Origin of the sequence: Phenylobacterium sp., from assembly GCF_030681155.1 — a bacterium.
Taxonomy (GTDB): Bacteria; Pseudomonadota; Alphaproteobacteria; order Caulobacterales; family Caulobacteraceae; genus Phenylobacterium.
The window spans coordinates 100983-123938 of record NZ_JAUXXE010000078.1 but is presented as its reverse complement, the minus strand read 5'-3'; the positions used below and the strand labels follow the sequence as shown (position 1 = coordinate 123938).

Below are 22956 nucleotides of genomic sequence, written 5' to 3'. Positions count from 1 at the left end.
GGGCTTTAGGCTTGTTGTGAATTAAGAAGATCGACGACTAGAGGCCCAGCACCATCTTGGCGATGATGTTGCGCTGGATCTCGTTCGAGCCGCCGTAGATCGAGGTCTTGCGGCCGTTGAAGTAGTCGCCGGCCAGGCCTTCGGCGTAGTCGGGGCCGATATTGGCGTTGTGACCCAGGTCGCGCAGATAAGGCGCGCCGTAGTGGCCGACGGCTTCCAGAGCGAGCTCGTGCAGGCGCTGTTGGATCTCGGTGCCCTTGATCTTCAGGATCGAGCTTTCCGTGCCCGGACCCTTGCCGCTGCTTTCGCCGGCCAGGGTGCGCAGTTCGGTGAACTCCAGCGCCGTCAGGTCGATCTCGAGCTCGGCGACCTTGCGCTTGAAGAACGGGTCGGCCAGCAGCGGGCCGCCGGCGTCCGAACGCTCGGTGGTGGCGATCTCGCGAACGCGCTCCAGGCCGCGCTTCGAACGGGCGACGCCAGCGATGCCCGAACGCTCGTGAGCCAGCAGCGCCTTGGCGCAGGTCCAGCCTTGGTTCTCGTGGAAGACGCGGTTCTCGACCGGCACCTTCACGTTGTCGAGGAAGACGTCGTTGACTTCATGGCCGCCTTCCAGGGTCGTGATGCGGCGCACCTCGATGCCCGGCGTCTTCATGTCGATCAGCAGGAAGGAGATGCCAGCCTGGGGCTTCGAGTTCGGATCGGTGCGGACCAGGAAGAAGCCCCAGTCAGCGTGCTGACCCAGGGTCGTCCAGGTCTTTTGGCCGTTGACGATGTAGTACTCTTTGCCGTCATCACCGGTGACGCGCTCGGCCTTGCACTTCAGCGAGGCGAGGTCCGAACCTGCGCCCGGCTCCGAATAGCCCTGGCACCACCACACCTGGCCGTCGCGGATGCCCGGCAGGAACTTCTCTTTCTGCTCCTGGGTGCCGAAAGTGTAGATCACAGGGGCCAGCATCGCGACGCCGAACGGCAGGATGCCGATGGTGTCGGCGCGAGCCTGTTCCTCGGACCAGATGTACTTCTGGGTGGGCGTCCAGTCGGTGCCACCGAATTCCTTCGGCCACGACGGAGCTGACCAGCCCTTCTTCGCCAGGATTCGGTGCCAGGACAGATAGTCCTCGCGGCCCAGATCCTCGCCGCGATTCTGCTTATCGCGGAGTTCCTGCGGATAGTTCTGCGCGATGAAGGCGCGAGCCTCCTCACGGAAAGCGGCATCTTCGGGCGAAAAATCAAGGTTCATAGAGCGGCTCCCTGGCGCGAGCATTTACAGCGTATTTCGTTGGCGCGGACCATAGACGCCGAAAATGACGATGTGAAGATGACGCTTACGTCAACGTCACCACAAGTTTGGCGCCATCGGCCCTCGGGCCTTTATAAACTCCGCCACGACGCGTCGTGAACACGATTGGAAGACCGGGCCAAACCGGACGAGTCACGCGAACCTTCGCCGTGCGCCAGCGTTGGACCGGTTGCGCCGCGTGCAGGAGGCGTGCATCCGTAAGACCACATGCCCCGCATCCTTACCTACAATGTCCACCGCTGCGTCGGCGCCGATCGGCGTCTGGACGTCGGCCGCGTCGCCGAGGTGATCGCACGGCTGAAGCCCGACATCGTCGCCTTGCAAGAACTGGATGTCGGTCGCGCCCGCACCGGCGGCGTGGATCAGGCCCACCAGATCGCGCGGCGCCTCAAGATGGCCTTCCACTTCCACCCCGCCCTGCGGGTCGAAGAGGAACTCTATGGCGACGCCATCCTCACGATCTATCCGGAGCGACTGATCCAAACCGGTCCCCTGCCCGGCCATCCCGCCATTCCGCGGCTGGAGCCGCGCGGCGCGGTCTGGCTCTCGGCCGAGATCGAGGGCAAGCCCGTGCAGGTGATCAATACGCACCTCGGGCTAGTGCCTAAGGAACAGCAGCTACAGGCCGCCTGGCTGGCCGGCCCCTCGTGGCTGGACCACCCCATGCGTAAGGGTCCGACAATCCTGTTGGGCGACTTCAACGCCACCAGCAGTTCGGTGGTCTATCGAACGCTCTGCGCCAAGCTGGCGGCCGCCCGGCGGCTCGCGCCCACGAAATCGGCGACCTCGACCTTCCCATCGACCCTGCCGGTGCTGCGCATCGACCACATCTTTGTCAGCCCGGAGATTAAGGTTGAGGACGTCTTCGTGCCGTTCGACCAACTGACCCGTACTGCCTCAGATCACCTGCCGCTGGTGATGGACTTCAGTGTGACATGAAGCGCGTGTGCTTCTCCTGGTAGAGCAGATCGCGCCGACGCGAGGCGCGCCAGGAGTCGGTGACGTTGTAGGGATCGCCGAGGTGATAGGTGGCGATTATCTCGCCGAGCGGCGTCTGCTTCATCGGCAAGATTGGCGATAGCCGCCCCTCGCTGTTGAGGGCGTCGATCGCGGGAATCAAACCGCCCCACTCGTGCCGGGCTTTGGAAACCGCATCGCCGGTGTGGCCCAGGAAATGGCCGATCAGGCGATCACGCAGCGCGCCGATTGCGCGCTCATCAGCCTCGCATCCGGCCTCGACGCCCAGCTCGACCTCAGTGTCGAAGCCGCCGGAGCGGTTGTTCAGGTTCGCCGACCCGACACGCGCCAAATGGTTGTCGATCACGGTGACCTTCGAATGAACGATGATCGTCGTCCCGCCCGGCGTGGTGGGATACCAAGCTCGGAAGCGTCCGAAGACATCCGAGGCCCGCAGGCGCCACAGCATGTTCGATCGCGCCCGATCCATGGTCAGCTGATCGAACCAACTGGGGCTCTGACCGGTGGAGATCAGCACCACTTCGGGGCCGCCCGGCTCCCCCAATCGCCGGGAGACCGCCTCGGCGATCAGCGGGCAGGTGAAGTACTGGTTCTCCAGATATATCGTCGAGCGAGCCTCCATGATCGAGGCGATCATCAGCTTGCGAATCTCCGCAACCCCCTCACGGCCGGCCCAAGCCGGTTCGGTGCGCTGGAGCGAAATATCGACGTCCTTGAGCTGGGCGGGAATATGGGCCGGCCACGGGTCATCGACCGGCACGGTGGCCGGCGCGGGCAGCACCTCACGGGTCGCGCGGCGCCAGCGCTCGCGGGCCAGATCGCCCAGCGCCTGTGCCGCCTGCCCGTCGACCATCATCATCACCTCGTGGCGCGGCGGATGATGTTGCTGGTCGGGCATGATCCGGCGCGGGTCGTGCTCAAGATGGCCGGGCGTATCCCAACGATCGACACTGATGTCGCCGCCACCGCAGAACGCCAGGGTGTCATCGATGACCAGCACCTTCTGATGGTGGCAGGCGCCGAACGGCACCTGGTCATCGAGTACGAACTGCACGTTCGTATCCTTGAACCAGGCCCGCGCCCGGTGGGGAAAGAACTGTTGGCTGGCCGCGATGGGCAGGGCCGATTTCCAGATCAGCAGCCGGATTTCCAGGTCTGGTCGCGCACGCGAAACCGCGACCAGGATCCGCCCCACCTCGTCGGGGTCGGCAGGACCGTCGAAGCCATCCGGAAACAGACGGGCCCTGGGATCAAAGCCCCAGCCCAGCAGGAAAACCGAACGACGCGCATTGCGCAGCGCCTCGAAGACAGCGGTGTAATAGGCCTCGGTATCGACCAGAAACGCCGCGCGCGCGGCGCGCGCTTTTCGCCAGCAGGTATCGCCCGGCCTCAACACATCCATTGCCGACCAATGCCCCACTTACAACACCCAGACTTAAACAGCCTACGGCCAAGGTCGGTTCCGCGCGAGCGCTCGCATTGCGCGTCCAGGCATAAAAATGCGCGCCCGGGGGGAGCCGGGCGCGCGATCAAGGGCACTGGACCGGGGGTTGGCGCAGTCAGCCCTTGTAGACTTGGCAGGGACCGCTCAGTTCCGCGGTCAAGCGGGCCTTGCGATCACCGCTGTCCGACTTGGCTTCGCGCTTGGCCTTGTCGTACTCGACCTTGCTGCGCTCGAGCACATACGGCGCGCGGCCTGAGCGCTCGTTTCTGATGAAGGCGTCCATGGCGGCGGTGTCGACCTGGGTCAGGCCGGAATCGGCTAACCCACGGCAACGGCTGGCCTTGAGGAACTCTACGTCGCTGACGGCGGCAGCGGCGGTGGCGGAACTCGCAGCGGCGAGCAAGCCCGTGGCGGCGAATGCGATGGCGATCAGTCTCATGGCGTTACTCCCTCGAAATTTATGGAGGGAACCTGCTCGCGAAAACGGCGTCACTCAAATGAATTACCGGCAACAATTAGTATTCGAACATTAAAATACTGCAATGATGACATTGGTTACTCAGGAACCATAAACATCTTGTAATGATCCACCCACTCAGCAAAGCTCGGCCATGCTTCCACAGCTCAAACTCGATGCGGACCGCGTCAACACCTTGATTTTTGGCGCCTTCCCCGGAATTCCGGAGGAGGCGTTCCCGAGGATCACCGAGGCCGAACCCGGCCGCGTACACGTCGTCCTTCCCTATCGCCAGGGGATGCTGCGGCCTGGCAACCTGGTTTCCGGGCCGACACTGATGGGGCACGCAGACACCACCGCCTACGCCCTGGTGCTGTGCCATGTCGGCGAGGAATTGATGGCGGTGACCAGTTCGCTGGTGATGAACTTCCTGCGCGGCGCCAAGCCCGGCGATGTTCACGCCGAGGGCCGGTTGCTACGGCTCGGCCGGCGCAACGCCGTCTGCGACATCAGGCTCTGGACCGAGAGTTCGGATCGACTGGCGGCGCAGGCCACCGTGACCTACGCTATCCCATAGCCATGACCGATCAGCCCCGCCGCCCGCCTGCCCCGATCAAGACGCCCTGCATCAAGGTTTGCGTCATCGACGGTGAGAGCGGCCTATGCATGGGCTGCTACCGACAGCTCTCCGAAGTCGCCGGATGGGCGAAGCTGACGGACGATGACCGAGCCCGGATCATGGCCGAACTTGCAGGCCGCCGCGAACGCATCAGCCCCGAGAAACTGGCGATGTTCTGACCCTAAACGGTTGCGCTTGTTAGGGTTTCATCAAGGCTGTTGATTCACCGCTTACACATAGGACACGCCTAGTTTCCTCCTCGAACGCGACCGGACACTATCCCGGCCGCCGAGACGGCGAGGTATCAAGATGCTGAAATTGGCGGTGATGGCCCTGGTGGGCGCGGTGTCGGCGGTCGGTGCTGGGCAGACCCTGGCGAGCCTGAAGAACGCCAACCAGACTCCAGAACTGCGCGCCGCCGTGGCGATCGCGCCGCAATCCTCGATGGCTCAGCCCGCCTCCATCGCCAAGGGCCGCGACGGCCACTATTGGGCCGAAGCCGACGTCAACGGTTCACGCGTCCGCTTCCTGGTCGACACCGGCGCCAGCGCCGTCGCCCTGACCCTCGCCGACGCCCGGCGCCTGGGCATCGCCACCGAAAAGCTGGACTACACTTCCAAGGTCGTCACCGCGTCGGGTCAGACGCGGGCCGCGGCTGTCAAACTTGGCCGAGTTTCTGTGGCCGGCGCGCGCCTGGACAATGTGGACGCCCTGGTGATTGAGGACGGGCTGGAAAGCTCGCTGCTCGGGATGAGCTATCTAGGCCGCCTCGCCAGCTTCGAGGCGACGCAGACGTCGCTCATTCTGCGCCCCTGACACAGCGGCCAGCGCCGCGTCGACGACCTCAATCCCCGCCCCCGCTTTCACACCCTCGACGGTGAGAATCCGCCGCCAACTCCGGGCGCCGGGCAGACCGTGGAACAGGCCCAGCATGTGCCGGGTCATGGCCGCCAGATGCACGCCCCTGGCCAGCTGGCCCATCACGTAGGGCCGATAGAGCTCGACCGCCTGGAACGCGTCGATGTCCTCACCCTGTCCGAACACCCGGCGGTCGACCTGCCCCAGGATAGCCGGCTCGTGATAGGCGGCCCGGCCCAGCATGACGCCATCCACGTGCTCCAACTGAGCTTCGGTCTCGTCGAGCGTGGCGATCCCGCCGTTGATGACGATCGTCAAGTTCGGCCGCTCGCGCTTCAGCCGATGCACCAACGGATAGTCGAGCGGCGGCACGTCGCGGTTTTCCTTGGGCGACAAGCCCTTCAGCCAGGCCTTACGGGCGTGGACCACAAAACTGCCGACTCCGGCGTCGGCGCAGAGATCGACCAGCCGGTAGAGGCTCTCGGCGGGCTCCTGGTCGTCCACCCCGATCCGGCATTTGACCGTGACAGGAACCTTCACCGCCGCGCCCATCGCGGCCATGCATTCGGCCACCAGGTCAGGCTCACGCATCAGGCAGGCGCCGAACCGCCCGCTCTGCACCCGGTCGGACGGGCAGCCGACATTGAGATTGATCTCGTCATAGCCCTCGGCCTCGCCAATCCGGGCCGCGGCCACCAGATCGGCCGGATCCGAGCCGCCAAGCTGCAACGCCACCGGATGCTCGACTTGATCATAGGCCAGCAGCCGCTCGCGATCGCCGTGCAGGATCGCGCCCGTCGTCAACATTTCGGTATAGAGCAACGCCCGCGCCGACAGCGTCCGGTGCAAGACGCGGCAGTGCCGGTCTGTCCAGTCCATCATAGGTGCAACGGACAGTCTATATGCTTGAAATTTCGTCTGTTTTTTCATATACCTTAAGGACTTAGGCCAGCCGTTAGACGCCGGGTTCTACGTCATTCTACGACGGATTTCGCCACCTTTCGCTAACTCACTGCACCGGATTCGCGCCCGAACATGCCCTGCATCCGCACGCAGAAATCCGGGCGTTGGCGCGCCCCTTCAAATGCTCAGGCGCGTCCTGGGCAAGCTGAAGCTGGTGGAGGTCGATCGCGAACGTCTGGTCCAATTTGGACGGTCCAGAGCTGTGGCAGGCGCAGGTCCCGTCACCGTAGGAATGGCGATGGCCGAGCAGCGCGCCAAAGATTGTCCGACGCCGCCAGGCTGATCTAGCGAGCAAGGTTGTACGGCGATCTTCATCGACGCGAGCGACCTCTAGTTTGGGTGAGCGTTGGCGCGCTGATGCGTTGACGGCTCCTAGCCGGCCCTGGCGCGCCGCCGCAGCTAGCGATTTGCGACCTGTTGCATTTGCGGAGTGTCCGGGCGGGCGCCGTCGCCGATCCATTCCCAATGCCAGGGTTCGAAGCTGTAGTTCACAAACCCGAACCGTTCGGCGTTGGCGAGCAGCCACCGATAGGCCCGTCCCTGCGATTGATGCAGGCGGTTGGCGTCAGCGCTGGAGTCGACGCTGAAGCCGGGCGCGGCCCCGACCACGAGGTCCAAGGCTTGCCCGGTGCGGTGGACCGAACACTTGGCCCGGACAACGCCGCCGCAATTGCCGTCGCGCGCGCAGCGCGCGTCGTCATAGGCCGGACTTCGGTAGCCTGAAAAAACCCTGAGCAGTTGGGGATCTTCAGCCAACTCCGGCAATTCGGCCTTGGCCGCTATCAGCATCCGCCGATAGGCCCGTGCGACGTCGGATCTCACTTCGACCGACTTGCCCAGATAGCCTTCTTCGGCGCTCAAGCGCGTCAGGCCTGTCGAGGCCGGCGGCGCCGGGCAGACACCGGAGGCGCGAAGGGCGACGTAGGGACGGGCCGCCTGCCATTCGCCCTTCATCGACATCAGGGTCGCAACGTCCGTTCGCCCATCGCCCGTAAACCCGCGGCGGACTTGCCAACGCGCCAGGGCCGCGGCGAAGCCAGTACTTTCCGGGGCGCAGTGCGTGCCGATGGCGCGCGCTACGTGAGGCGCATAGATCGCCCATCCCTTTTCGGCGCGCCCAAACGGCGACCAGCTCATCGTGCGCACACTGTCGCCATTGCGGCGCGCGGCGTCGTCAAACCCGCTCGCCGCATCGCAGGTGGAGACCGGAACCTCCAGCAGATCGCTGATCGGGTCACTCCGAGACTGGGAAATAGAAGCGGCGGCCGCCGCTCTTACGGCGCCAGGCGGCGTCCCGCCGCCGATCGACAGCGTCAGGATGATGACCGCCGCACCTATGGAGCAGGTCCTGAACATCGCGCCATTGTGCCTGCGCGAGCCGGCGAAAAGAAGACGACGGCGATAGTGTCGCACCAAATCAGATCTGCGGCGTTACCTCCCCTTGATGAAAGTACAGCTTCCCGCCGCCCGCCTTGCGCCTGCGGCCTTGGTAATTTCCCTGATCGCAGCTTGTGGTCCCCTCACCTCCCTAGGCGGCGACAGCCTCGTTCGTCCCAAGGAGGTGTCGGCCCAGTCCCTTAAAAGCTCGCAAATGGATGAGCGTGTTCGGGCCTTCTATGCTGCGAGGGATTGGCGGCCGGCCTGGTCGCCGTCGAGCGCAGCGCAGCTTCAGGACGCCTTCAAGACGCTGGATAGCCACGCGATCGACTCCAAGCCGTTTGTCGCTCGCTTGGCGGCCAAGGACCCGCTAGGGCGCGAGATCGCCCTGACGAAGGCCGCGATGGCCTATGGCGACGCTCTGGCGCATGGCTTGATAGACCCCAGCAAGATCTTCGAAGTCTATGGGCTGGAGCGCAACGACCTGAATGTGGACCGTACGCTCGCAGCAGCTTTGAGCGCCGGCGATCTGGAGCCGTGGCTCAAGAGCCTGCCTCCCAGCGATCCCGAATACGACCGTCTTTCAAAGGGGTATCTCGGATACTTGAAAGACGCCGCTTCGCGCCAACCGGCCGCGATACCGTCTGGCGAGGCGATCAAGCCGGGCGATCAGGATCGGCGCATTCCGCAGATCGTCGAAGCCCTCGTCGCGGGTCGCTACTTGAAAGAGGCCCCGGCTAGCGAAGGCCGATATGAACCGGCCGTGGTCGAGGCGATCAAACGCTTTCAGACCCAACAGGGCGTCAATGACGACGGCGTCATCGGCGACGACACGATCGCGATCCTGAACGCCGGCCCCGCCGACCGGGCGCGTCAGCTTGCCCTGAACCTGGAGGTTCGGCGATGGTTGAAACGCACGCCTCCCGCCACGCGCATCGACGTCAATATCCCCGCAGCGGTGATGACGACCTATGAAAACGGAAAGATCATCGACGTTCGGCGGGTGGTCGTCGGCAAGCCGGACGCCGCGACCCCCAATCTGTCTGGATCATTCAGCGACCTGATCCTGAACCCGCCCTGGAACGTGCCGCAGGGCATCGCCGAGCGGGAGATCCTGCCCAAGGGCGGCGCCTATCTGCGCGAGCATGACATGTATGTCGATGAGGGCCGGGTCGTCCAACGGCCGGGCCCGAAGGCCTCGCTGGGGCGGGTCAAGTTTGACATGCAAAACCCGCACGCAATCTATCTGCACGACACCCCGTCAAAGGCCGCATTTGCGGCCAACGAGCGGCATGGGAGCCACGGGTGCGTGCGCGTTGGCGACGCCGTCGGCTACGCGCGCGGGCTCGCAACAGCCTCTGGCCTGCAGTCTGAGTTCGACGCCAAACTCGCGAAAGGATCGACCGGCGCGGTCAGATTGCAAACGGCCATGCCGGTTCGCTTGATGTACCAAACCGCGTTTGTCGCTCGCTCGGGAGAGATCGCGTTCCGACCAGACATCTACGGCTGGGATGAACGGCTGGCGACGGCGCTTGGCATGCCGGCGCCGATGAAGCGCCAAACCCGGGCTTCAGACACCGATGTGGGTCCATAAGTTGCGGAGACGCATCTGCCCGGGTCTTGGGGAGCGCTTCGGCACGCGTCAGGCGTCATTTCCTGACGATGAAGCGCGGGCTAGGAGAGTAGCGGGCTCTTGCACACTGCGGCGAGGCGACCAACGCCGAACGCGCATGACATCGCTATCTGCTTGAGCTAACAGCGCGGCCGTGACCTGCCGAGATTCCGCCTTCGGACACGCTTGGCGCCACGTCTTCTTGACGCTGGCGGCCCTGGCGCTCGCGCTGAAGGTCCTGGTTCCAGCCGGCATGATGGTCTCGACGCAGCCTCGAAATGAGCTGCCGATCCCCATCGTGCTCTGTACGGCTCAAGGCGTCATCAGCATCGAGCCTGGAGCGCCGCTCTCAAAGCATGGTGACCACGACCAGGGCGGCCAGGCCAAGCACGACGCGCCCTGCATGTTCGCTGGACATGGCGTTGGCGCGGAAGCGACGACGGCCGGCGATATCGGACGCGCCGAGTTTGCAGCCTATGCCGCCGTGGCGCCCGCGCCCACGCAGGCCGTCTCTCCGGGGCGCGGCGTTTCCGGCCCACCGCTTCCCGCCCGCGGACCTCCTGCTCAGCTGATCTGACCTCCTGGCGCGAATGCCAGGCCGAACCGGCTCGCGCCTAGCGCTGAGAAGCCGGCCGTCTGCTCATCAGCTCAGCACACGACGCCAAAGTTGCGTCGACGGACCCGTTATGAAGTCTCTCCTACTCGCTTCCAGCGCCGTTGTTGGCGCTGTGCTCCCGCTAGCGGCCCCTGCCGCCATCGAACGCGTCCCAGGCGCTGTCGAAGTCATCCCCGACACCGCCTTCAAGAACGATCCGACGAGCACGATCAAGGACATACTCGGGAGGGTTCCGGGCGTGGTGGTTCAGTCCCGCTGGGGGCCCGACGCGCGCTACCGCCATCCGGGCGGATTCTACGCCGGAACGAGCGTCGAGTGGTCGCCGGACGAGTACTTCGCCGACAACGCCAACAGCCTGACGATCGACTCTTACGCGCTGCTGAACCTGAAGGTCGGCTTCGATACGCAGCAGGGTTGGTCGGCCTATCTCGAAGGCCGCAACCTGACCGATGAGCGCTACATCTCCAGCGTGGCTATCGCCGGCGTCGCAGCGCCTGACGCCGAGATATTCAATCCCGGCACGGGCCGCGCGGTCTATCCCGGCCTGCGGCATAAGCGGTGATGGCCATGTCCCTCCCCGATGTGCGCAGGCCTGAGACCGCCGCGAGCGGTCTCTATCGCGCCTTCTGGCGCTGGCACTTTTACGCCGGCCTGCTGGTGATGCCGGTGCTGATGTTGATGGCGCTGACCGGTGGGCTCTATCTGTTCAAGCCCGAGATCGAGGGGGCGCTCAACAAGCGTCTTCTGAGCGTGCCCTCCGCCGCGACTTCAACCACGCCGCAGGCCTGGGCCGATGCGGCGCTCAGCGTCACTTCCGGCAAGCTGGTCCAACTCGTCACCCCCGTCGGACCGACCAACACCGCCAAGCTCGTGGTGGAAACGCCGAGCGGCTTACGCCAGGCTATCTTCGTGAACCCGCACGACGCCAGCGTGCTCGGGACCGTTACCGACGGCGGGGTCATGGAGTTGATCAAACGGCTGCACAGCCTCGACATCGCCGGCCCGGTCTTCAACCTGCTGATCGAGGTCGTCGCTGGCTGGGCGATCGTGGTGGTGGCGACCGGCGTCGTGCTCTGGTGGCCTCGCGGCCAATCCGGCGGGATCGTCTCCGTGCGCGGCGCTCCGGCAAGACGGGTGTTCTGGCGCGACCTGCACGCGGTCACCGGCATCTTTGCCGGCGCGATCATCGTGTTCCTGGCGGCCACCGGCATGCCGTGGTCAGCGGTGTGGGGCAAGGAAGTCCGCAGGATGACGACAGAGGCCGGCTGGGGCCGCCCTGCCGCCCCCGGCGGCCCAGGCTCACACCTGGATCACAAGACCCCGCCGGCAGTCCCGTGGGCCCTGCAGGAAACCGACATCCACGCCGGCCATGACATGGGCGCGATGACTGGCACCCGGGTTCTCGACCTGAACGAGGCGGTGGCGAGCGCCGACGCCGCGGACCTTAAGCGCCCCTATGCGCTGTCGGTCCCTGCAGCCCCAGGCAAGCCCTGGGCCGCGTCCTACATGCCCGACAGGGTGCAGGACACCCGGACGATCTACCTGGACCAGACCAACGGACGCGTGCTTGCCGATATCGGCTATGACGACTTCGGCCCGGCCGCGAAGACCATCGAATGGGGCATCGCCGTTCACCAGGGCCAGCAGTACGGACTGGCCAACAAGCTCGTCATGCTGGCCGGCTGCATCGCCGTCTGGCTGCTCGGGATTTCGGCGCTGGTCATGTGGTGGAAACGTCGACCGAAAGGGCGGCTGGCTGCTCCACCGAGGCCGCTGACACGCGGCGCGTACATTGGTTTGGCCGCCGTGATCGTGCCGCTCGCTATCATCTATCCGCTGGTCGGGGCTTCGCTGATCGCCCTTTTGGGCATGGATGGTTTGATCCGCCTTGCGTTCAGAAGCGCTGCCAGGACGGCTTGATGCGCGCCTCGGCCATCAGGAACCGATCAGCTAGGAGCACCTCTGCGCCTTGGTCTGATCTATGCGTCTCGCATGGCTTGCGCGGCGTCTGCCTGACACTGGCCGCACTCGCGATAGCCCTGAAGGTACTGATCCCCGCCGGCTTCATGACGGCGGCGCCAATCAACGATCTACCGTTCGCCCTTGTGCTCTGTACGGGCCAGGGGGCGATGGTGATTGCGCCTGGCGATGCGCTGCCCGGGGAGAAAGACCCAGGAATGGCCGACAGGGAGACGCACAATACTCCCTGCGTCTTCGCCGGCCAGGCTCTCGGCGCGCCCGCGCCAAATCTCCTCGACGTAACTCGGGTCGAGTTCGTCACCTACACACGCACTAGCCCTCCAGTTTCCCCTGTCGCTCTGGCGCCCGGTCGTGGCCTCGCCGCGCCCCCGCTTCCAGCGCGAGGTCCGCCCAGCCTGCTGATCTGACGACCCGGCCTCCATGGCCGCCATTCGCCTTTACTCAGCACGCTCTCGGCCGCGCATCGCCGCGGCCGCAAGGATCAAGAAGCTTATGAAGTCTCTCCTGCTGGCCTCCACGGCCGCGCTCTCGCTCGCCTTCCCGCTCACAGCAGCCGCCGACGACGATCAGGCCACGACCGTCGACTCGGTCATCGTCACCGCCCAACCCAACCCGGAAGATCCGGCGGTGGTCGCCAACGCCCGCAAGCGCCTCTCCGAGACGCCCGGCGCTGTTTCGGTGATCTCTGCGGAATCCTACGAGCAGCGCTTTGCGATCGCCCTCGACGACATGCTGCGCGACGCTCCCGGCGTCTTCGCCCAGAAGAAGTGGGGCGGCGACATCCGCATCTCGATCCGCGGCTCTGGCATCGGCAACGCCAATCACAACCGCGGCCTGCTGATTGCTCAGGATGGCTTGCCGCTCAACGAAGCCGACGGTTACGGCGACAGCCAGATCGTCGATCCGCTGCTGGCCCGCTACACGGAAGTCTACCGCGGCGGCAACGCGCTGCGCTTCGGCGGCGCTCTACTGGGCGGCGCGATCAACATGGTCACGCCCACCGGCGCCAACGCCGGGCTCGAGAACCGGGTGCGGATCGACGGCGGATCGTTCGGGCTGCTTCGTCAGCACGTCGCGCTCGCGCGGCAGACCGGCGACTGGGATGTCTTCGTCGCCGCCACCAACCAGACCGGCCAGGGCTGGCGCCCGCAAAGCCAGCAGAACATCCAGTTCGGGTCGCTGAACATCGGCCGCAGTTTCGGCGAGGAACGTGAAGTCCGGCTGATCCTCAACGGCTCGAACATCAACCAGGAGATCCCCGGCGCCCTGACCCGCGCCCAGTTCGACGCAAACCCGCGCCAGCCCGCTGCAGGCAACGTCCTCAATGACCAGAGCCGCAACCAACGAGGTCTGCGCGGCTCGCTGCGGACCAATTGGCGACTGAATGACAATCTCGCCTTCGAGGGCGGCGCCTACGCAATCTGGAAGGATCTCGACCACCCGGTCTTCCAGGTGATCGATCAGCAGAGCCGCAACTACGGCGTCTTCGGACGGCTGGACTGGGACGGAACCATCGGGGGCATGCGGGCCGACGGCTATGCGGGCGTGTGGCTGCGCAAGGGCGACCTGGACTCGAATTTCTACGTGAACGTGAAGGGCGCTCGCGGCGCGCCAACGTCGATCTCATTGCAGAATGCGACAGCCAGCGACGTGTTCGGCGAAGGCCGGCTGTTCGTCCGCGACCATCTTGCCCTGGTGGCCGGCGCCAGTTGGGGGATCGCCACCCGCGACTATCAGAGCTTCGCCATCCCCGGCGTGACGAACGCTTTCAATCTAAAGGCGTCGAAGGACTACGACTGGATCGCCCCACGGATCGGCCTGCTCTGGGAAGACGAACAGGGCTCGCAGGTGTTCGCCAACCTCACCAAGTCGGCCGAGCCGCCAAACCACGGCTCGATGTCCCCGACCGGCAACGGATTTGCGCCAGTCGAGGCTCAGGAAGCCTGGACCGCGGAGATCGGAACCCGCGGCCGTCGTGGGCCGCTGACCTGGGATGTCACTCTCTATCGGGCGCAGCTCGACAACGAGATGCTGCAGTACACGCCCGGCCCCAACATCCCCGCCACTACGTTCAACGCCGACAAGACGATTCACCAGGGGCTGGAAGCGGCGCTGGACTGGAAAGTCACCCCGCAAGTGCGGCTACGCCAGACCTACACCTGGTCGGACTTCCGTTTCGACGGCGACGTCCAGTATCGCGACAATCGCCTGCCCATCGTGCCAGAGCACTTCTACCGCGCCGAGATTCGGTACGATCACCAGGCCGGCTGGTTCGTGGCGCCCTCGGTCGAATGGGCGGTTGCCGGCGCCTGGGTGGACTTCGAGAACACGACCAAGAGCCCGTCCTACGCGATCCTAAACCTCAACGGCGGCTGGAACCTCAACGACAAGGTCTCGCTGTTCGTGGACATCCGGAACCTGACCGACGAGGCCTACATCTCGAACGTCCAGGCCCAGATCAAGGCGACCCCCGCGTCGGCCGCCTACTGGCCCGGTGATGGACGCTCAGTCTTCGGCGGCGTCACAGTCTCGTTTTGATCTTGAACGCGGCGGGCCCAAGGGCTCGCCGCACCTCAACTCCGGAGTTCTCCCATGAAGCCCATCCTCGCCCTGCTCTCGCTCGCCCTGCTGGTGGCGTGCAGCCCCAAGTCTGAAACGCAGACGATTGTGACGGTCACCGACGCCTGGTGCCGCCCGACGCCGGCAGGCGCCTTGGCTGCAGCCTGCTATCTGACATTGACGGCCAGCGCCGATGATCGCCTTGTCGGCGTCGAGACGCCGCTCGCGGAACGCGGCGAAGTCCACACCATGGACATGACCGGCGGCGTCATGCGGATGCGCAAGCTGGATGACGGCCTGGCGCTGCCGAAATCGACGCCGGTCGTACTGAAGCCCGGCGCCGAGCATCTGATGCTCATCGCCCCGAAGCAGCAGCTGGCCGAAGACGGGAGCGTCCCGCTCACCCTGAAGTTCGCCAAGGCGCCGGCGCAAACGATCAATGCGCCCGTCCGCTTACCGGCCATCCCTCACGGCCAGGGCATGGCGCATGACAATTGACTCGGTCAAGCCATTCAAAGACGTCGCCGTGCTCGAAGTCTGTTCGAGACTGGAGCCTGGCCCCCGACGAGCGCCCCTGCCCAGGCGCCTACCCGCGGCGGCATTCGGGAGACCCAAGCTGCGTCCAGCCCCCCGTCCAAATAGCGCGCAGTAGCGCTGACCGCCGTTACGAGAACGGCTGGCGGGGTCTGGCCTCACCCGTGGTTCGACGCGGCCACATGGGCGACCAGCCAGATCACGAGGTGTTTGACGGCAGGGTTTCGGAACCCAATGACGCGACCAAGTGCGACTGCTAGACCGACCGCACCCAAGCTTCAGGATATAGATGGCAAGCCATTCACGACCGCGCTCAGCGCTGCGCAGCTTTTTCGTCAGCGAGGCCGCCGGCGGCTTGATCCTCATGGCCGTCGCCATAGTGGCGATCATCGTCGCCAACTCTCCGTTGGCGAGCGTCTATTTCAGAACACTCCATACCCCGGTCGCTGGCCTGGATGTCTTGCACTGGATCAACGATGGCCTGATGGCCACATTCTTCCTGTTGGTTGGCCTGGAGATCAAGCGCGAGGTCCTGGACGGACAGCTATCAACCTGGTCGCGGCGAATCCTTCCCGGCATCGCCGCCGCGGGCGGCATGATCGCTCCGGCCATCGTCTATCTCGCTGTTCAACGCGGCGACCCGACGACGACACATGGTTGGGCCATCCCCGCGGCCACCGATATCGCCTTCGCTCTTGGCATTCTGTCCTTGCTCGGGTCCCGCGTCCCGGTGTCCCTCAAGGTGTTTCTGACGGCGCTCGCCATCATTGACGACCTCGGCGCCGTGCTGATCATCGCCTTCTTCTATACCGACGACATTGCGCTCTGGGCGCTCGGCGGCGCCGGCGCGGCGCTGGCGCTGCTGATCGCTATGAACCGCATGAAAGTCAGGGCGCTCCCCGCCTATCTTTTGGTTGGCGTGGTCATGTGGTGGCTGGTTCTGCAATCAGGCGTCCACGCCACGCTGGCGGGCGTGGCTCTGGCCCTCACAATCCCCTTGAGGCCGACGCCTGGAGCGCCTGAGGACGCGACCTCCCCGCTACACCTCCTTGAGCATGCCATTCAGCCCTGGGTGGCGTTCCTGGTCGTGCCGATTTTTGGTTTTGCGAACGCTGGCATTTCATTCACCGGGGTCAGCTTGGGTGATCTCGTTGCGCGCGTCCCACTCGGCGTCGCCGCGGGTCTCTTTATCGGCAAGCAGATCGGGGTGTTTGGTTCAGCCTGGCTGGTCATCCGACTTGGATGGGCCGACTGCCCCGCAAACGCCACCATGCGGCAACTCTATGGGGTGGCGGTTCTGTGCGGTGTGGGCTTCACCATGAGCCTGTTTATCGGCTTGCTGGCCTTTGATGCGCCCCACCTCCAGGACGCCACCAAGCTCGGCGTCCTGCTCGGCTCGACGCTGTCGGCGCTTGGTGGCTGGCTACTTCTACGCAGCGCCCCAAACGAACAACAGATCGCGGCCGCTCGACGCGCCTAGAAAATGTCAGCCCAGCGCCAACTCCACTGAGGCTTCGCCCCCACCGGAAGTGTTACCGCCGGGCTGGTCCGTGGCGTCCGGCCCCGATATCGTTTGATCTCACGCTGGCGCATTGAAGCTGCCGGCGATCCTCAGCAGTCCCTCTACAGGTCAGGGGCTGCGGCCGCCGTGGCCTCGACCAGGGCGAAGGCTTCAGAATCGCCAAGTTCTCCTCCGAGGTCGTCGCAGCTCCGGAGCGCTGAAATGGGGGCGCCGCGCCATCGATCGCCCGCGAGCGGCGCTGACTTGCTCACCCGTTCGAAGACCGCGGCGTGAGCGAGCAAGGCCCGGCGCCGGCCACTGGCGTAAGGGCGAACCAGAGGCGCACGGTCTCTCCGCCGAGACCCTGAACCGCGCCGCCGATGCGCTCGCCGTCGCCGGCGAGCGACAGGGGTTGGTCGTCATTCGCAACGGCGTCCTGGTGATGCGCCGCCAGCGAGCCAGTCCAGGCAAGACGAATGGCGCAGGGCCCAAGGCCTCGTGAGCCGTGTCGGCGCCCATAGGGTTGCGAACAGGGGCAGGCAGCTGTGCCTGCGCCGCAGAGGGCCGTCATGCGGTGTTGGCGCTAGGCTTCACTAGGGCTCGTAGCCCCCAACACCGCGCCTGGCTCGATGATCGAGTTGGCCGGGAGAGCAATGGAGAGGCGGCCTGCGGCTGGCGCGAGAATTTCGTGCAGAGCGTCCTCGATCCGAACCTTGGCCAAGGCCTCGCCACGCGCCACAACCACACCATCCTCCACCAACCAGCATTCTAGCGTGCCCACGGGCAACATGCTCAAAGCCCACAGGGTGTCTGGGACGTGGATGTCCATCGCGAAATCCCTTCCAAAGGTCGACAATGCCCCCCTCGCGACGCGAGAGCGTTGATCCCGCACAAATTGCGACACCTCAAAGTCGGCGCCCGGCCTACCGATCTGATGACTATAAAGACCCAGAATCAAGCGCCCCGCCCCGCCTCGTTTCGAGTCTAGACCGCCACGCCGACGAGACGGCCGATCCCCGCCGTCACGGCCATAGCCAACGCCCCCCAGAACGTCACCCGCGCCGCGGCGCGCCAGACGCCGGCCCCTCCGGCCTTGGCGCCTATGAGGCCAAGCGCTGCGAGAAAGATCAGCGACGCGGCCGCGACGGCCGGGACCGTCCATTGAGATGGCGCGACCGCCGCCACCGCTAAGGGCATGGCTGCTCCCGTGGTGAAGGTTAGCGCCGAGGTGAGCGCGGCCTGGATCGGCCGGGCCGTCGTGATCGTCGAGATGCCAAGTTCATCGCGGGCGTGAGCGCCGAGCGCATCCTTGGCCATGAGTTGGGCCGCCACCTTGGTGGCTGTGTCGCGATCGACGCCTCGTTGAACATAGATATCAGCAAGTTCTTGATGTTCGGCGCGCTCATCGGCCTTCAGCTCGGCGGTCTCGCGCGCGAGATCGGCCTGTTCGGTATCGGCCTGCGAGCTGACCGAGACATACTCGCCGGCCGCCATGGACATGGCGCCGGCCACCATCCCAGCAACGCCCGCCACCAAAATCTCGTTCGGCTTCGCCGCGGCGGCGGCGACACCGACGATCAGGCTGGCGGTGGAGACCAAGCCGTCATTGGCTCCCAGCACAGCGGCCCTTAGCCAGCCGATACGAGACACGAGATGGCGCTCAGTGTGGCGGCCCAGACGGCTCATACATCGCTCCTGCATAGATTTCTCAACCGAGCCGCTTCAGAGGCCACCCTGCGGGCGCCTAGAACGATCGCAGACGAATCCGAGGGTGGGAGAAGCCCCTCCCTGGAGGCGGCAGTGACTATTCGATCTTGGGTGAAGGCCCCGCCAACGTAACGCCGGGACGTTAAGCTGTACCAGCATTCGAACCGGGGTGATCGCCTTGATGTCGATCAACGCAGGTGATGAAATTCATGCCAATCTGCCAGCTGGCCTGGAGGCGCCGACCCTGAGACGTATTTTCATTGGCGTGACGATCGGGCTCCTGGCGGGCGCCTTCGCCTACGGCGCCGCGGCTGCACTCATTGGGTGGCGCAGTTCATGGTCTTGGCCAACACGAATGCCAAGCTTTGGGGATGAGCAGGTTCTCAGCCCGATGCAGATTGAAGACCTCACCCAGTATGTCCTGGCGCTCTCAAGGCGTGAAACCGACGAGGCTGCGGTCCTAAGAGCCATTCCTCTCTTTTCACAGCAATGCGCCAGTTGTCATGGGATAGCCGGCGAAGGAGCGCCGCTGCTTGGCGCTCCCGACCTGTCAGACCAGATCTGGATCTACGGCCCCACCCCAGGAGCCATTCGCGCCCAGATTTGGCACGGCGCTGATGACCGTGGACCGCCGAGAAAGGCCCGAATCTCGGGACAGGCGACCACTCCCTAAGGCTTGGGCCCGCCAGCTGAAAGCGTGAGCCGAACGAGCGCACCGGTACTTCTGGATTGGAACTCAAGGCGTCCCCCGAGTTGCTTGCTTAGCGCTCGCATCAATCGCAGTCCCAATCCGCCCTCCACCTCAAGATCAAGCCCCGGCGGCAGGCCGGGCCCATCATCGGCGATTTCGACCGTGAAGCCGCCCAATTCATCCCGACGGCTCCGAACTGTGATCTTACCGCACCTCCCTATGGGACAGGCGTGCTTGAACGCATTGGTGACAGCCTCCGAGACGATCTGGGTAAGCGGCAGGACCTGATCGGGCGCCACCTGGCAGCCCGGAGAAAAGTCTTCGATCACCTCGACTCTGCCCGCAAGGAGGGACGCGAGCGGTGCACAGGTTGCATGAAGGTGCTCAGCGAGATCCGAAAGGACGTGACGGCCGTTTAACGCCAGCGACCGATGTAGACGCGCCACCGCGTCGGTCTGAGTTCGAATGGTCTCCAGAAGTATCTGGACCGCCTCAGATGACGGGACCGCTGGATCGCGCGCCAGTTCGAGTTCCTTCAGCCTTACGAACGCCGCCAGCATCGCCAGGTGGTTCGCGATCCGGTGATCGGCTTCCTGGATCAGGCGGCAACCGTCGCACCGTTCCGCACCGGGGAGCGGCGATGGACCTTGGAACGTTCCCGAGTGACCTTCGGCCTGAACGATTTTGGACATGGACATGCTCCCACCGACGGAACCGACGGCGCGGCCTAGCCGGATGGCGCATGTTATGTGGGTCTGAAACGATCGATCTTGATCAGTATCAAGGCGATCTGCGTGTCGCCCCCACCTCGCGCGCCCAGCTAACCCGCTGAAATTGCGTGGACTACCCGTTGGCCGACTTAAGGCTGACTCAGCACCGCCGGACCCGGCCCTTGGAAGAGCGCCCTCAGCGCGTCAGGTCCCACCCCTTGAGCTTCCTCGCCGCTGTACCGAAGGGCCCGAGCTGGTAGATCGCTACACCGGCGGGCCAGAAGGTGAAGGGTTCAAAATCCTCCGCCATCATGTCGTTCAGGTAGCCGGTCGGCGCAACGCCCGTGCTCACATGCGGACTGAAATTTGCGCCGGTCTGCTTCGGCGCAAAGCTCGCAACGTAGGCTATCAGCATCCTATCGTCGGCCGGGTTATCGTGCGGGGCGGTGAAGGCGCCAACCGGCCCGGTTTCGACCGTAAACGGAGAGACCGCCGCGATCATGTCCTGCTGCAACTTCTGCAGTTCCGGAGTATTCTTGACCAGAATGCCAGCAACGCCTGTCTCGCCTCCCGGCGTGTAGTAATTCCGTATGGCTTCCAGCTTCAGGGCAGAGACTTCCGTCCGCGCCAACACCCGCCCAACGGCCGCATAGACGTTGTCAAGTTGGTCGGTGCGGACGAACCGCTGGATCAGCGTGATGTGTGGCTGATGCGCCTCGTCCAGTTTGAAGCCGGCAGGGTAGGCCTTGAGCAACCGGGCGTTACTGGCCTGAGCATGGACCACCATGGCCGCGTCCGGCACGATCAGAACATCGATAGCCGTCACCGGAATTTGCTCGGCCGCGCTCACCGGTTTGATCTCTCCCATCAGGGCCATCACGACGACAATGGCCAATGCGGCCAGCACTCGCATGTATTCCTCCTGACCCTCGACAGGAGGACGTCGGGTGCGGGCGCGCCGCAATCAGCAAGAACCCGCAGGCGACCGATGGAATAGATCTGGAGAAGGTGGGGTCGGTTCCCCCCTTCCGCGCGGTCGTGATAACGGCGCCTGGCGTCCCCACAGCACTCAGAGATTTGATCGCGCGCAAGGCAGGCGGCGCTGCACCTTCGAAGATGGCGGCTCCACCTCAGCGGAGACGACTAATGATCATTCGCCACCTCCTGACAGCCTCAGCCCTAGCTTTTGCGATGGCGGGCGCAGCTGCGGCCGAGATTCAGCCGGCCAAGCCTGCCGATCACACCACAGCCAAGCCGCGCGATCTCGACGACCAAGCCCGAGCGCAGGGGGAACGCGCACTCGAAAGTGCTCGCGCCTCTGTGCGCGCCGCCGAGGCGGCCGTTGCGAAGGCCGAGGCGGCGTTGCGCGACAGCTCACGCAAGACCGCCGAGACGTCTCGTGAAGCGGCCCAACAAGCCTCCGAAGCCGCCAAGGCCGCGGCAAAGGATGTTCAGATCGCCTTCCACGAAGCGTCGTCTGAAAATCGCGCGCTGTTTGAACGCTCGGCCGAGGCCGCCCGAGTGGCCTCGCGAGACGCCGCCGACGCCGCCAACGCCGCCGCGGCGAACGACCGCGCGGCCACCCACAAGGCTCTGCAAGCTGCTCAAACCGCGGCTCATGACGCGGCTACGGCGGCAAAGCGGGCCCTCGCCGCGCTCGAAGACAATATCAAAAAGCAGTCTGAGAAGAAGTAGCGCATCGGTGGAATCAGCGACGCCGACGAACCGTCGGCGACCGCCAGCCGTTCATAAGTACGCCAAGTCCGCGGGGTCTATGACCGACCAATTCAACCGTCAGATTGATGGAGAAGAGAATGCCCACGACGAGGCAAGAGCATCCCGCCAGCGCCGCCCCGCTCGACGAGGCGGGCCTACGCGACCTCATTCTTGAGATACTCGATGAGAACCATGTCATGTGCGTCGCGACCGTCCGAAGCGACGGGTGGCCCCACGCCACACTGGTCAACTACCTTCGCCTTGGCCGGGCGCTCTATTTCGTAGTCGCTCGCGATAGCCAGAAATTTGAAAACATCACCCGAGACTCGCGTGTCTCCATTGCGCTTGGCGGAGGCTTGTTAGCGAATGGTGCTGTGCGCGGGCTGTCGATGGCGGCGCGGGCCACTGAGGTCAGTGATCCTGCCCACATCCAGGAGATCAATCAGGAGATTTTCCGCATCTCGAGAACGGCAGGCTTTCGACCCCACCCAAGCTCGGTGTTGATCGCTGTGATGGAAGCGCGCCCATCGCTCATCTCTGTGATCGACTACACTGCCCCCCCAGGTCAGCGCGAACTCGTGCGGGCCGTGGAGGACTGGCGGATCGAACGCCTCCCGCCCGAAACCTCCCACTAGGCTTACTCGTCACGCGGCGGTTCGAACGACCAATGGACTTCATGGTCACCGCTGGCGCCAAGACCTCCACATCAACCAAGCCCCTATTAGGATGAGCACCTGTGCGCCCGCGGAGATCAGCCCGGTCACCGCCAGCCCCAGATCGAACATCAAGCGTTGGGCCAGCCGATCATGGCTGTTTCCAATCCATACCAGGCCGCAGAGCGCCGCAGATCCAGCGATCACCATCGTCGCACCAAGAAGTAGCCGGGCCGCCGAAGTCCCTTGGGGCGGTTGGCGACGTTGGCTGCCCTTTGAATTGACCTTCATGTGCCTATCACCTCAAACTTGACAGATCGCGCGCTCGGGCGCGTTTCACGAAGTCTCCGTGGGGTCATCGCTCTGGCGAGGGCGCTCGGAGCGCTTGGGTTAGGACATCTGCAAGATCGGCGTCGGACGGATTAACCCGGTCATCGACAACACCGCCGACCACGATCAGGCCCCGTTCCATGTGCTCTCGAAGATCTTCGATCTCGCTCGCTGGCGCCACGATGAAGAGGCCTTCGAGATGACTGTCGGCGATCTCCCGTTCCGCTTGGCGGACGATCTCATGGAGGAGATCTTTCTCGGCGTGAGCCCGCTCCCGATCCCCCCATATTGTCACGAAGCAATTTTCACCGGGTTGATATCGTACGAGGCGCACACGCCCGTTGCATGCAA

Annotated in this window: 24 protein-coding genes; 14 read left to right on the top strand and 10 right to left on the bottom strand. The window is 64.7% G+C overall.

From position 1 onward, the window contains the following. Positions 1-37: 37 nt before the first annotated feature. Positions 38-1240 carry an acyl-CoA dehydrogenase family protein gene (locus Q8M13_RS20565; RefSeq protein ID WP_305302136.1) on the bottom strand — a complete coding sequence of 401 codons (1203 nt, stop codon included), beginning with the start codon at positions 1238-1240 and terminating at the stop codon, positions 38-40. 267 nt (positions 1241-1507) lie between these two features. Here Q8M13_RS20565 and Q8M13_RS20560 point away from each other — a divergent pair, with 267 nt between their 5' ends. Further along, positions 1508-2239: an endonuclease/exonuclease/phosphatase family protein gene (locus tag Q8M13_RS20560; RefSeq protein WP_305302135.1), complete on the top strand. Its 732-nt coding sequence runs from the start codon at positions 1508-1510 to the stop codon at positions 2237-2239. Here the strand turns inward: Q8M13_RS20560 and Q8M13_RS20555 are convergent. Next, complete coding sequence (locus tag Q8M13_RS20555) at positions 2226-3680, bottom strand: phospholipase D-like domain-containing protein (protein ID WP_305302134.1); 1455 nt, start codon at positions 3678-3680, stop codon at positions 2226-2228. The two genes, Q8M13_RS20560 and Q8M13_RS20555, sit on opposite strands and share 14 nt — an antisense overlap. A 157-nt stretch (positions 3681-3837) precedes the next feature. Beyond that, the gene (locus Q8M13_RS20550) at positions 3838-4161 is read right to left on the bottom strand and encodes a hypothetical protein (protein WP_305302133.1); all 324 of its coding nucleotides are present in this window, start codon (positions 4159-4161) and stop codon (positions 3838-3840) included. 172 nt (positions 4162-4333) lie between these two features. Between Q8M13_RS20550 and Q8M13_RS20545 the strand changes: the two genes are divergently transcribed. The 3 genes from Q8M13_RS20545 (at position 4334) to Q8M13_RS20535 (ending at position 5614) form a co-directional block, all read left to right on the top strand. Then, the gene (locus tag Q8M13_RS20545; RefSeq protein ID WP_305302132.1) at positions 4334-4756 is read left to right on the top strand and encodes a PaaI family thioesterase; all 423 of its coding nucleotides are present in this window, start codon (positions 4334-4336) and stop codon (positions 4754-4756) included. Positions 4757-4758: 2 nt separating this feature from the next. Continuing rightward, entirely contained in the window at positions 4759-4977 is a 219-nt protein-coding gene (locus tag Q8M13_RS20540) for a DUF1289 domain-containing protein (RefSeq protein WP_305302131.1), read from the top strand. A gap of 130 nt (positions 4978-5107) precedes the next feature. Beyond that, positions 5108-5614, top strand: coding sequence for a TIGR02281 family clan AA aspartic protease (locus tag Q8M13_RS20535; protein WP_305302130.1), 507 nt, complete (start codon positions 5108-5110; stop codon positions 5612-5614). On the opposite strand, the gene dusA is transcribed toward Q8M13_RS20535, so the two are convergent. Beyond that, complete coding sequence (gene dusA, locus Q8M13_RS20530) at positions 5558-6586, bottom strand: tRNA dihydrouridine(20/20a) synthase DusA (RefSeq protein WP_305302129.1); 1029 nt, start codon at positions 6584-6586, stop codon at positions 5558-5560. The genes Q8M13_RS20535 and dusA overlap by 57 nt on opposite strands. Before the next feature lie 432 nt (positions 6587-7018). After that, positions 7019-7975, bottom strand: coding sequence for a D-alanyl-D-alanine carboxypeptidase family protein (locus Q8M13_RS20525; RefSeq protein WP_305302128.1), 957 nt, complete (start codon positions 7973-7975; stop codon positions 7019-7021). Positions 7976-8210: 235 nt separating this feature from the next. Between Q8M13_RS20525 and Q8M13_RS20520 the strand changes: the two genes are divergently transcribed. From Q8M13_RS20520 to nhaA, 7 genes are all read left to right on the top strand, one after another. Continuing rightward, entirely contained in the window at positions 8211-9590 is a 1380-nt protein-coding gene (locus tag Q8M13_RS20520) for a murein L,D-transpeptidase (RefSeq protein ID WP_305302127.1), read from the top strand. A gap of 220 nt (positions 9591-9810) precedes the next feature. Then, positions 9811-10185, top strand: coding sequence for a hypothetical protein (locus Q8M13_RS20515; protein ID WP_305302126.1), 375 nt, complete (start codon positions 9811-9813; stop codon positions 10183-10185). 109 nt (positions 10186-10294) lie between these two features. Then, positions 10295-10786: a TonB-dependent receptor domain-containing protein gene (locus Q8M13_RS20510; protein WP_305302125.1), complete on the top strand. Its 492-nt coding sequence runs from the start codon at positions 10295-10297 to the stop codon at positions 10784-10786. Between the two features lie 5 nt (positions 10787-10791). Then, positions 10792-12144, top strand: a complete 1353-nt coding sequence (locus Q8M13_RS20505; RefSeq protein WP_305302124.1) for a PepSY domain-containing protein — start codon at positions 10792-10794, stop codon at positions 12142-12144. Positions 12145-12696: 552 nt separating this feature from the next. After that, positions 12697-14742, top strand: a complete 2046-nt coding sequence (locus tag Q8M13_RS20500) for a TonB-dependent receptor (protein WP_305302123.1) — start codon at positions 12697-12699, stop codon at positions 14740-14742. 54 nt (positions 14743-14796) lie between these two features. Continuing rightward, complete coding sequence (locus Q8M13_RS20495) at positions 14797-15261, top strand: copper chaperone PCu(A)C (RefSeq protein WP_305302122.1); 465 nt, start codon at positions 14797-14799, stop codon at positions 15259-15261. Between the two features lie 325 nt (positions 15262-15586). Next, positions 15587-16777, top strand: coding sequence for a Na+/H+ antiporter NhaA (gene nhaA, locus Q8M13_RS20490; RefSeq protein ID WP_305302121.1), 1191 nt, complete (start codon positions 15587-15589; stop codon positions 16775-16777). Between the two features lie 604 nt (positions 16778-17381). Here nhaA and Q8M13_RS20485 read toward each other — a convergent pair. Beyond that, the gene (locus Q8M13_RS20485) at positions 17382-17627 is read right to left on the bottom strand and encodes a biotin attachment protein (protein WP_305302120.1); all 246 of its coding nucleotides are present in this window, start codon (positions 17625-17627) and stop codon (positions 17382-17384) included. A 155-nt stretch (positions 17628-17782) separates the two neighbouring features. Beyond that, complete coding sequence (locus Q8M13_RS20480; protein WP_305302119.1) at positions 17783-18484, bottom strand: VIT family protein; 702 nt, start codon at positions 18482-18484, stop codon at positions 17783-17785. Positions 18485-18686: 202 nt separating this feature from the next. Between Q8M13_RS20480 and Q8M13_RS20475 the strand changes: the two genes are divergently transcribed. Further along, positions 18687-19178 (top strand): c-type cytochrome, encoded by a 492-nt coding sequence (locus tag Q8M13_RS20475; RefSeq protein WP_305302118.1) that lies wholly within the window; start codon positions 18687-18689, stop codon positions 19176-19178. Here Q8M13_RS20475 and Q8M13_RS20470 read toward each other — a convergent pair. Together Q8M13_RS20470 and Q8M13_RS20465 are read right to left on the bottom strand one after the other, a co-directional pair. Then, entirely contained in the window at positions 19175-19888 is a 714-nt protein-coding gene (locus Q8M13_RS20470; RefSeq protein WP_305302117.1) for a sensor histidine kinase, read from the bottom strand. The two genes, Q8M13_RS20475 and Q8M13_RS20470, sit on opposite strands and share 4 nt — an antisense overlap. A gap of 214 nt (positions 19889-20102) precedes the next feature. Next, complete coding sequence (locus Q8M13_RS20465) at positions 20103-20819, bottom strand: 2'-5' RNA ligase family protein (RefSeq protein ID WP_305302116.1); 717 nt, start codon at positions 20817-20819, stop codon at positions 20103-20105. Positions 20820-21052: 233 nt separating this feature from the next. Between Q8M13_RS20465 and Q8M13_RS20460 the strand changes: the two genes are divergently transcribed. Together Q8M13_RS20460 and Q8M13_RS20455 are read left to right on the top strand one after the other, a co-directional pair. Next, positions 21053-21601, top strand: a complete 549-nt coding sequence (locus Q8M13_RS20460; protein WP_305302115.1) for a hypothetical protein — start codon at positions 21053-21055, stop codon at positions 21599-21601. A gap of 119 nt (positions 21602-21720) precedes the next feature. Then, positions 21721-22257 carry a pyridoxamine 5'-phosphate oxidase family protein gene (locus Q8M13_RS20455; protein ID WP_305302114.1) on the top strand — a complete coding sequence of 179 codons (537 nt, stop codon included), beginning with the start codon at positions 21721-21723 and terminating at the stop codon, positions 22255-22257. Between the two features lie 373 nt (positions 22258-22630). On the opposite strand, the gene Q8M13_RS20450 is transcribed toward Q8M13_RS20455, so the two are convergent. Beyond that, positions 22631-22900, bottom strand: a complete 270-nt coding sequence (locus tag Q8M13_RS20450; protein WP_305302113.1) for a hypothetical protein — start codon at positions 22898-22900, stop codon at positions 22631-22633. Between the last annotated feature and the right edge of the window lie 56 nt (positions 22901-22956).

Excerpts from the sequence above, each read along its gene's own strand:
- Q8M13_RS20520 (WP_305302127.1), top strand. The coding sequence starts at position 8,211 with ATGGATGAGCGTGTTCGGGCCTTCTATGCTGCGAGGGATTGGCGGCCG.
- Q8M13_RS20465 (WP_305302116.1), bottom strand. The coding sequence starts at position 20,819 with ATGCGAGTGCTGGCCGCATTGGCCATTGTCGTCGTGATGGCCCTGATG.
- nhaA (WP_305302121.1), top strand. The coding sequence starts at position 15,587 with ATGGCAAGCCATTCACGACCGCGCTCAGCGCTGCGCAGCTTTTTCGTC.
- Q8M13_RS20485 (WP_305302120.1), bottom strand. The coding sequence starts at position 17,627 with ATGGACATCCACGTCCCAGACACCCTGTGGGCTTTGAGCATGTTGCCC.
- Q8M13_RS20540 (WP_305302131.1), top strand. The coding sequence starts at position 4,759 with ATGACCGATCAGCCCCGCCGCCCGCCTGCCCCGATCAAGACGCCCTGC.
- Q8M13_RS20565 (WP_305302136.1), bottom strand. The coding sequence starts at position 1,240 with ATGAACCTTGATTTTTCGCCCGAAGATGCCGCTTTCCGTGAGGAGGCT.
- Q8M13_RS20535 (WP_305302130.1), top strand. The coding sequence starts at position 5,108 with ATGCTGAAATTGGCGGTGATGGCCCTGGTGGGCGCGGTGTCGGCGGTC.
- Q8M13_RS20545 (WP_305302132.1), top strand. The coding sequence starts at position 4,334 with ATGCTTCCACAGCTCAAACTCGATGCGGACCGCGTCAACACCTTGATT.
- dusA (WP_305302129.1), bottom strand. The coding sequence starts at position 6,586 with ATGAAAAAACAGACGAAATTTCAAGCATATAGACTGTCCGTTGCACCT.
- Q8M13_RS20460 (WP_305302115.1), top strand. The coding sequence starts at position 21,053 with ATGATCATTCGCCACCTCCTGACAGCCTCAGCCCTAGCTTTTGCGATG.
- Q8M13_RS20525 (WP_305302128.1), bottom strand. The coding sequence starts at position 7,975 with ATGTTCAGGACCTGCTCCATAGGTGCGGCGGTCATCATCCTGACGCTG.
- Q8M13_RS20455 (WP_305302114.1), top strand. The coding sequence starts at position 21,721 with ATGCCCACGACGAGGCAAGAGCATCCCGCCAGCGCCGCCCCGCTCGAC.
- Q8M13_RS20560 (WP_305302135.1), top strand. The coding sequence starts at position 1,508 with ATGCCCCGCATCCTTACCTACAATGTCCACCGCTGCGTCGGCGCCGAT.
- Q8M13_RS20480 (WP_305302119.1), bottom strand. The coding sequence starts at position 18,484 with ATGAGCCGTCTGGGCCGCCACACTGAGCGCCATCTCGTGTCTCGTATC.
- Q8M13_RS20475 (WP_305302118.1), top strand. The coding sequence starts at position 18,687 with ATGTCGATCAACGCAGGTGATGAAATTCATGCCAATCTGCCAGCTGGC.
- Q8M13_RS20550 (WP_305302133.1), bottom strand. The coding sequence starts at position 4,161 with ATGAGACTGATCGCCATCGCATTCGCCGCCACGGGCTTGCTCGCCGCT.
- Q8M13_RS20555 (WP_305302134.1), bottom strand. The coding sequence starts at position 3,680 with ATGGATGTGTTGAGGCCGGGCGATACCTGCTGGCGAAAAGCGCGCGCC.
- Q8M13_RS20510 (WP_305302125.1), top strand. The coding sequence starts at position 10,295 with ATGAAGTCTCTCCTACTCGCTTCCAGCGCCGTTGTTGGCGCTGTGCTC.
- Q8M13_RS20505 (WP_305302124.1), top strand. The coding sequence starts at position 10,792 with ATGTCCCTCCCCGATGTGCGCAGGCCTGAGACCGCCGCGAGCGGTCTC.
- Q8M13_RS20495 (WP_305302122.1), top strand. The coding sequence starts at position 14,797 with ATGAAGCCCATCCTCGCCCTGCTCTCGCTCGCCCTGCTGGTGGCGTGC.
- Q8M13_RS20470 (WP_305302117.1), bottom strand. The coding sequence starts at position 19,888 with ATGTCCAAAATCGTTCAGGCCGAAGGTCACTCGGGAACGTTCCAAGGT.
- Q8M13_RS20500 (WP_305302123.1), top strand. The coding sequence starts at position 12,697 with ATGAAGTCTCTCCTGCTGGCCTCCACGGCCGCGCTCTCGCTCGCCTTC.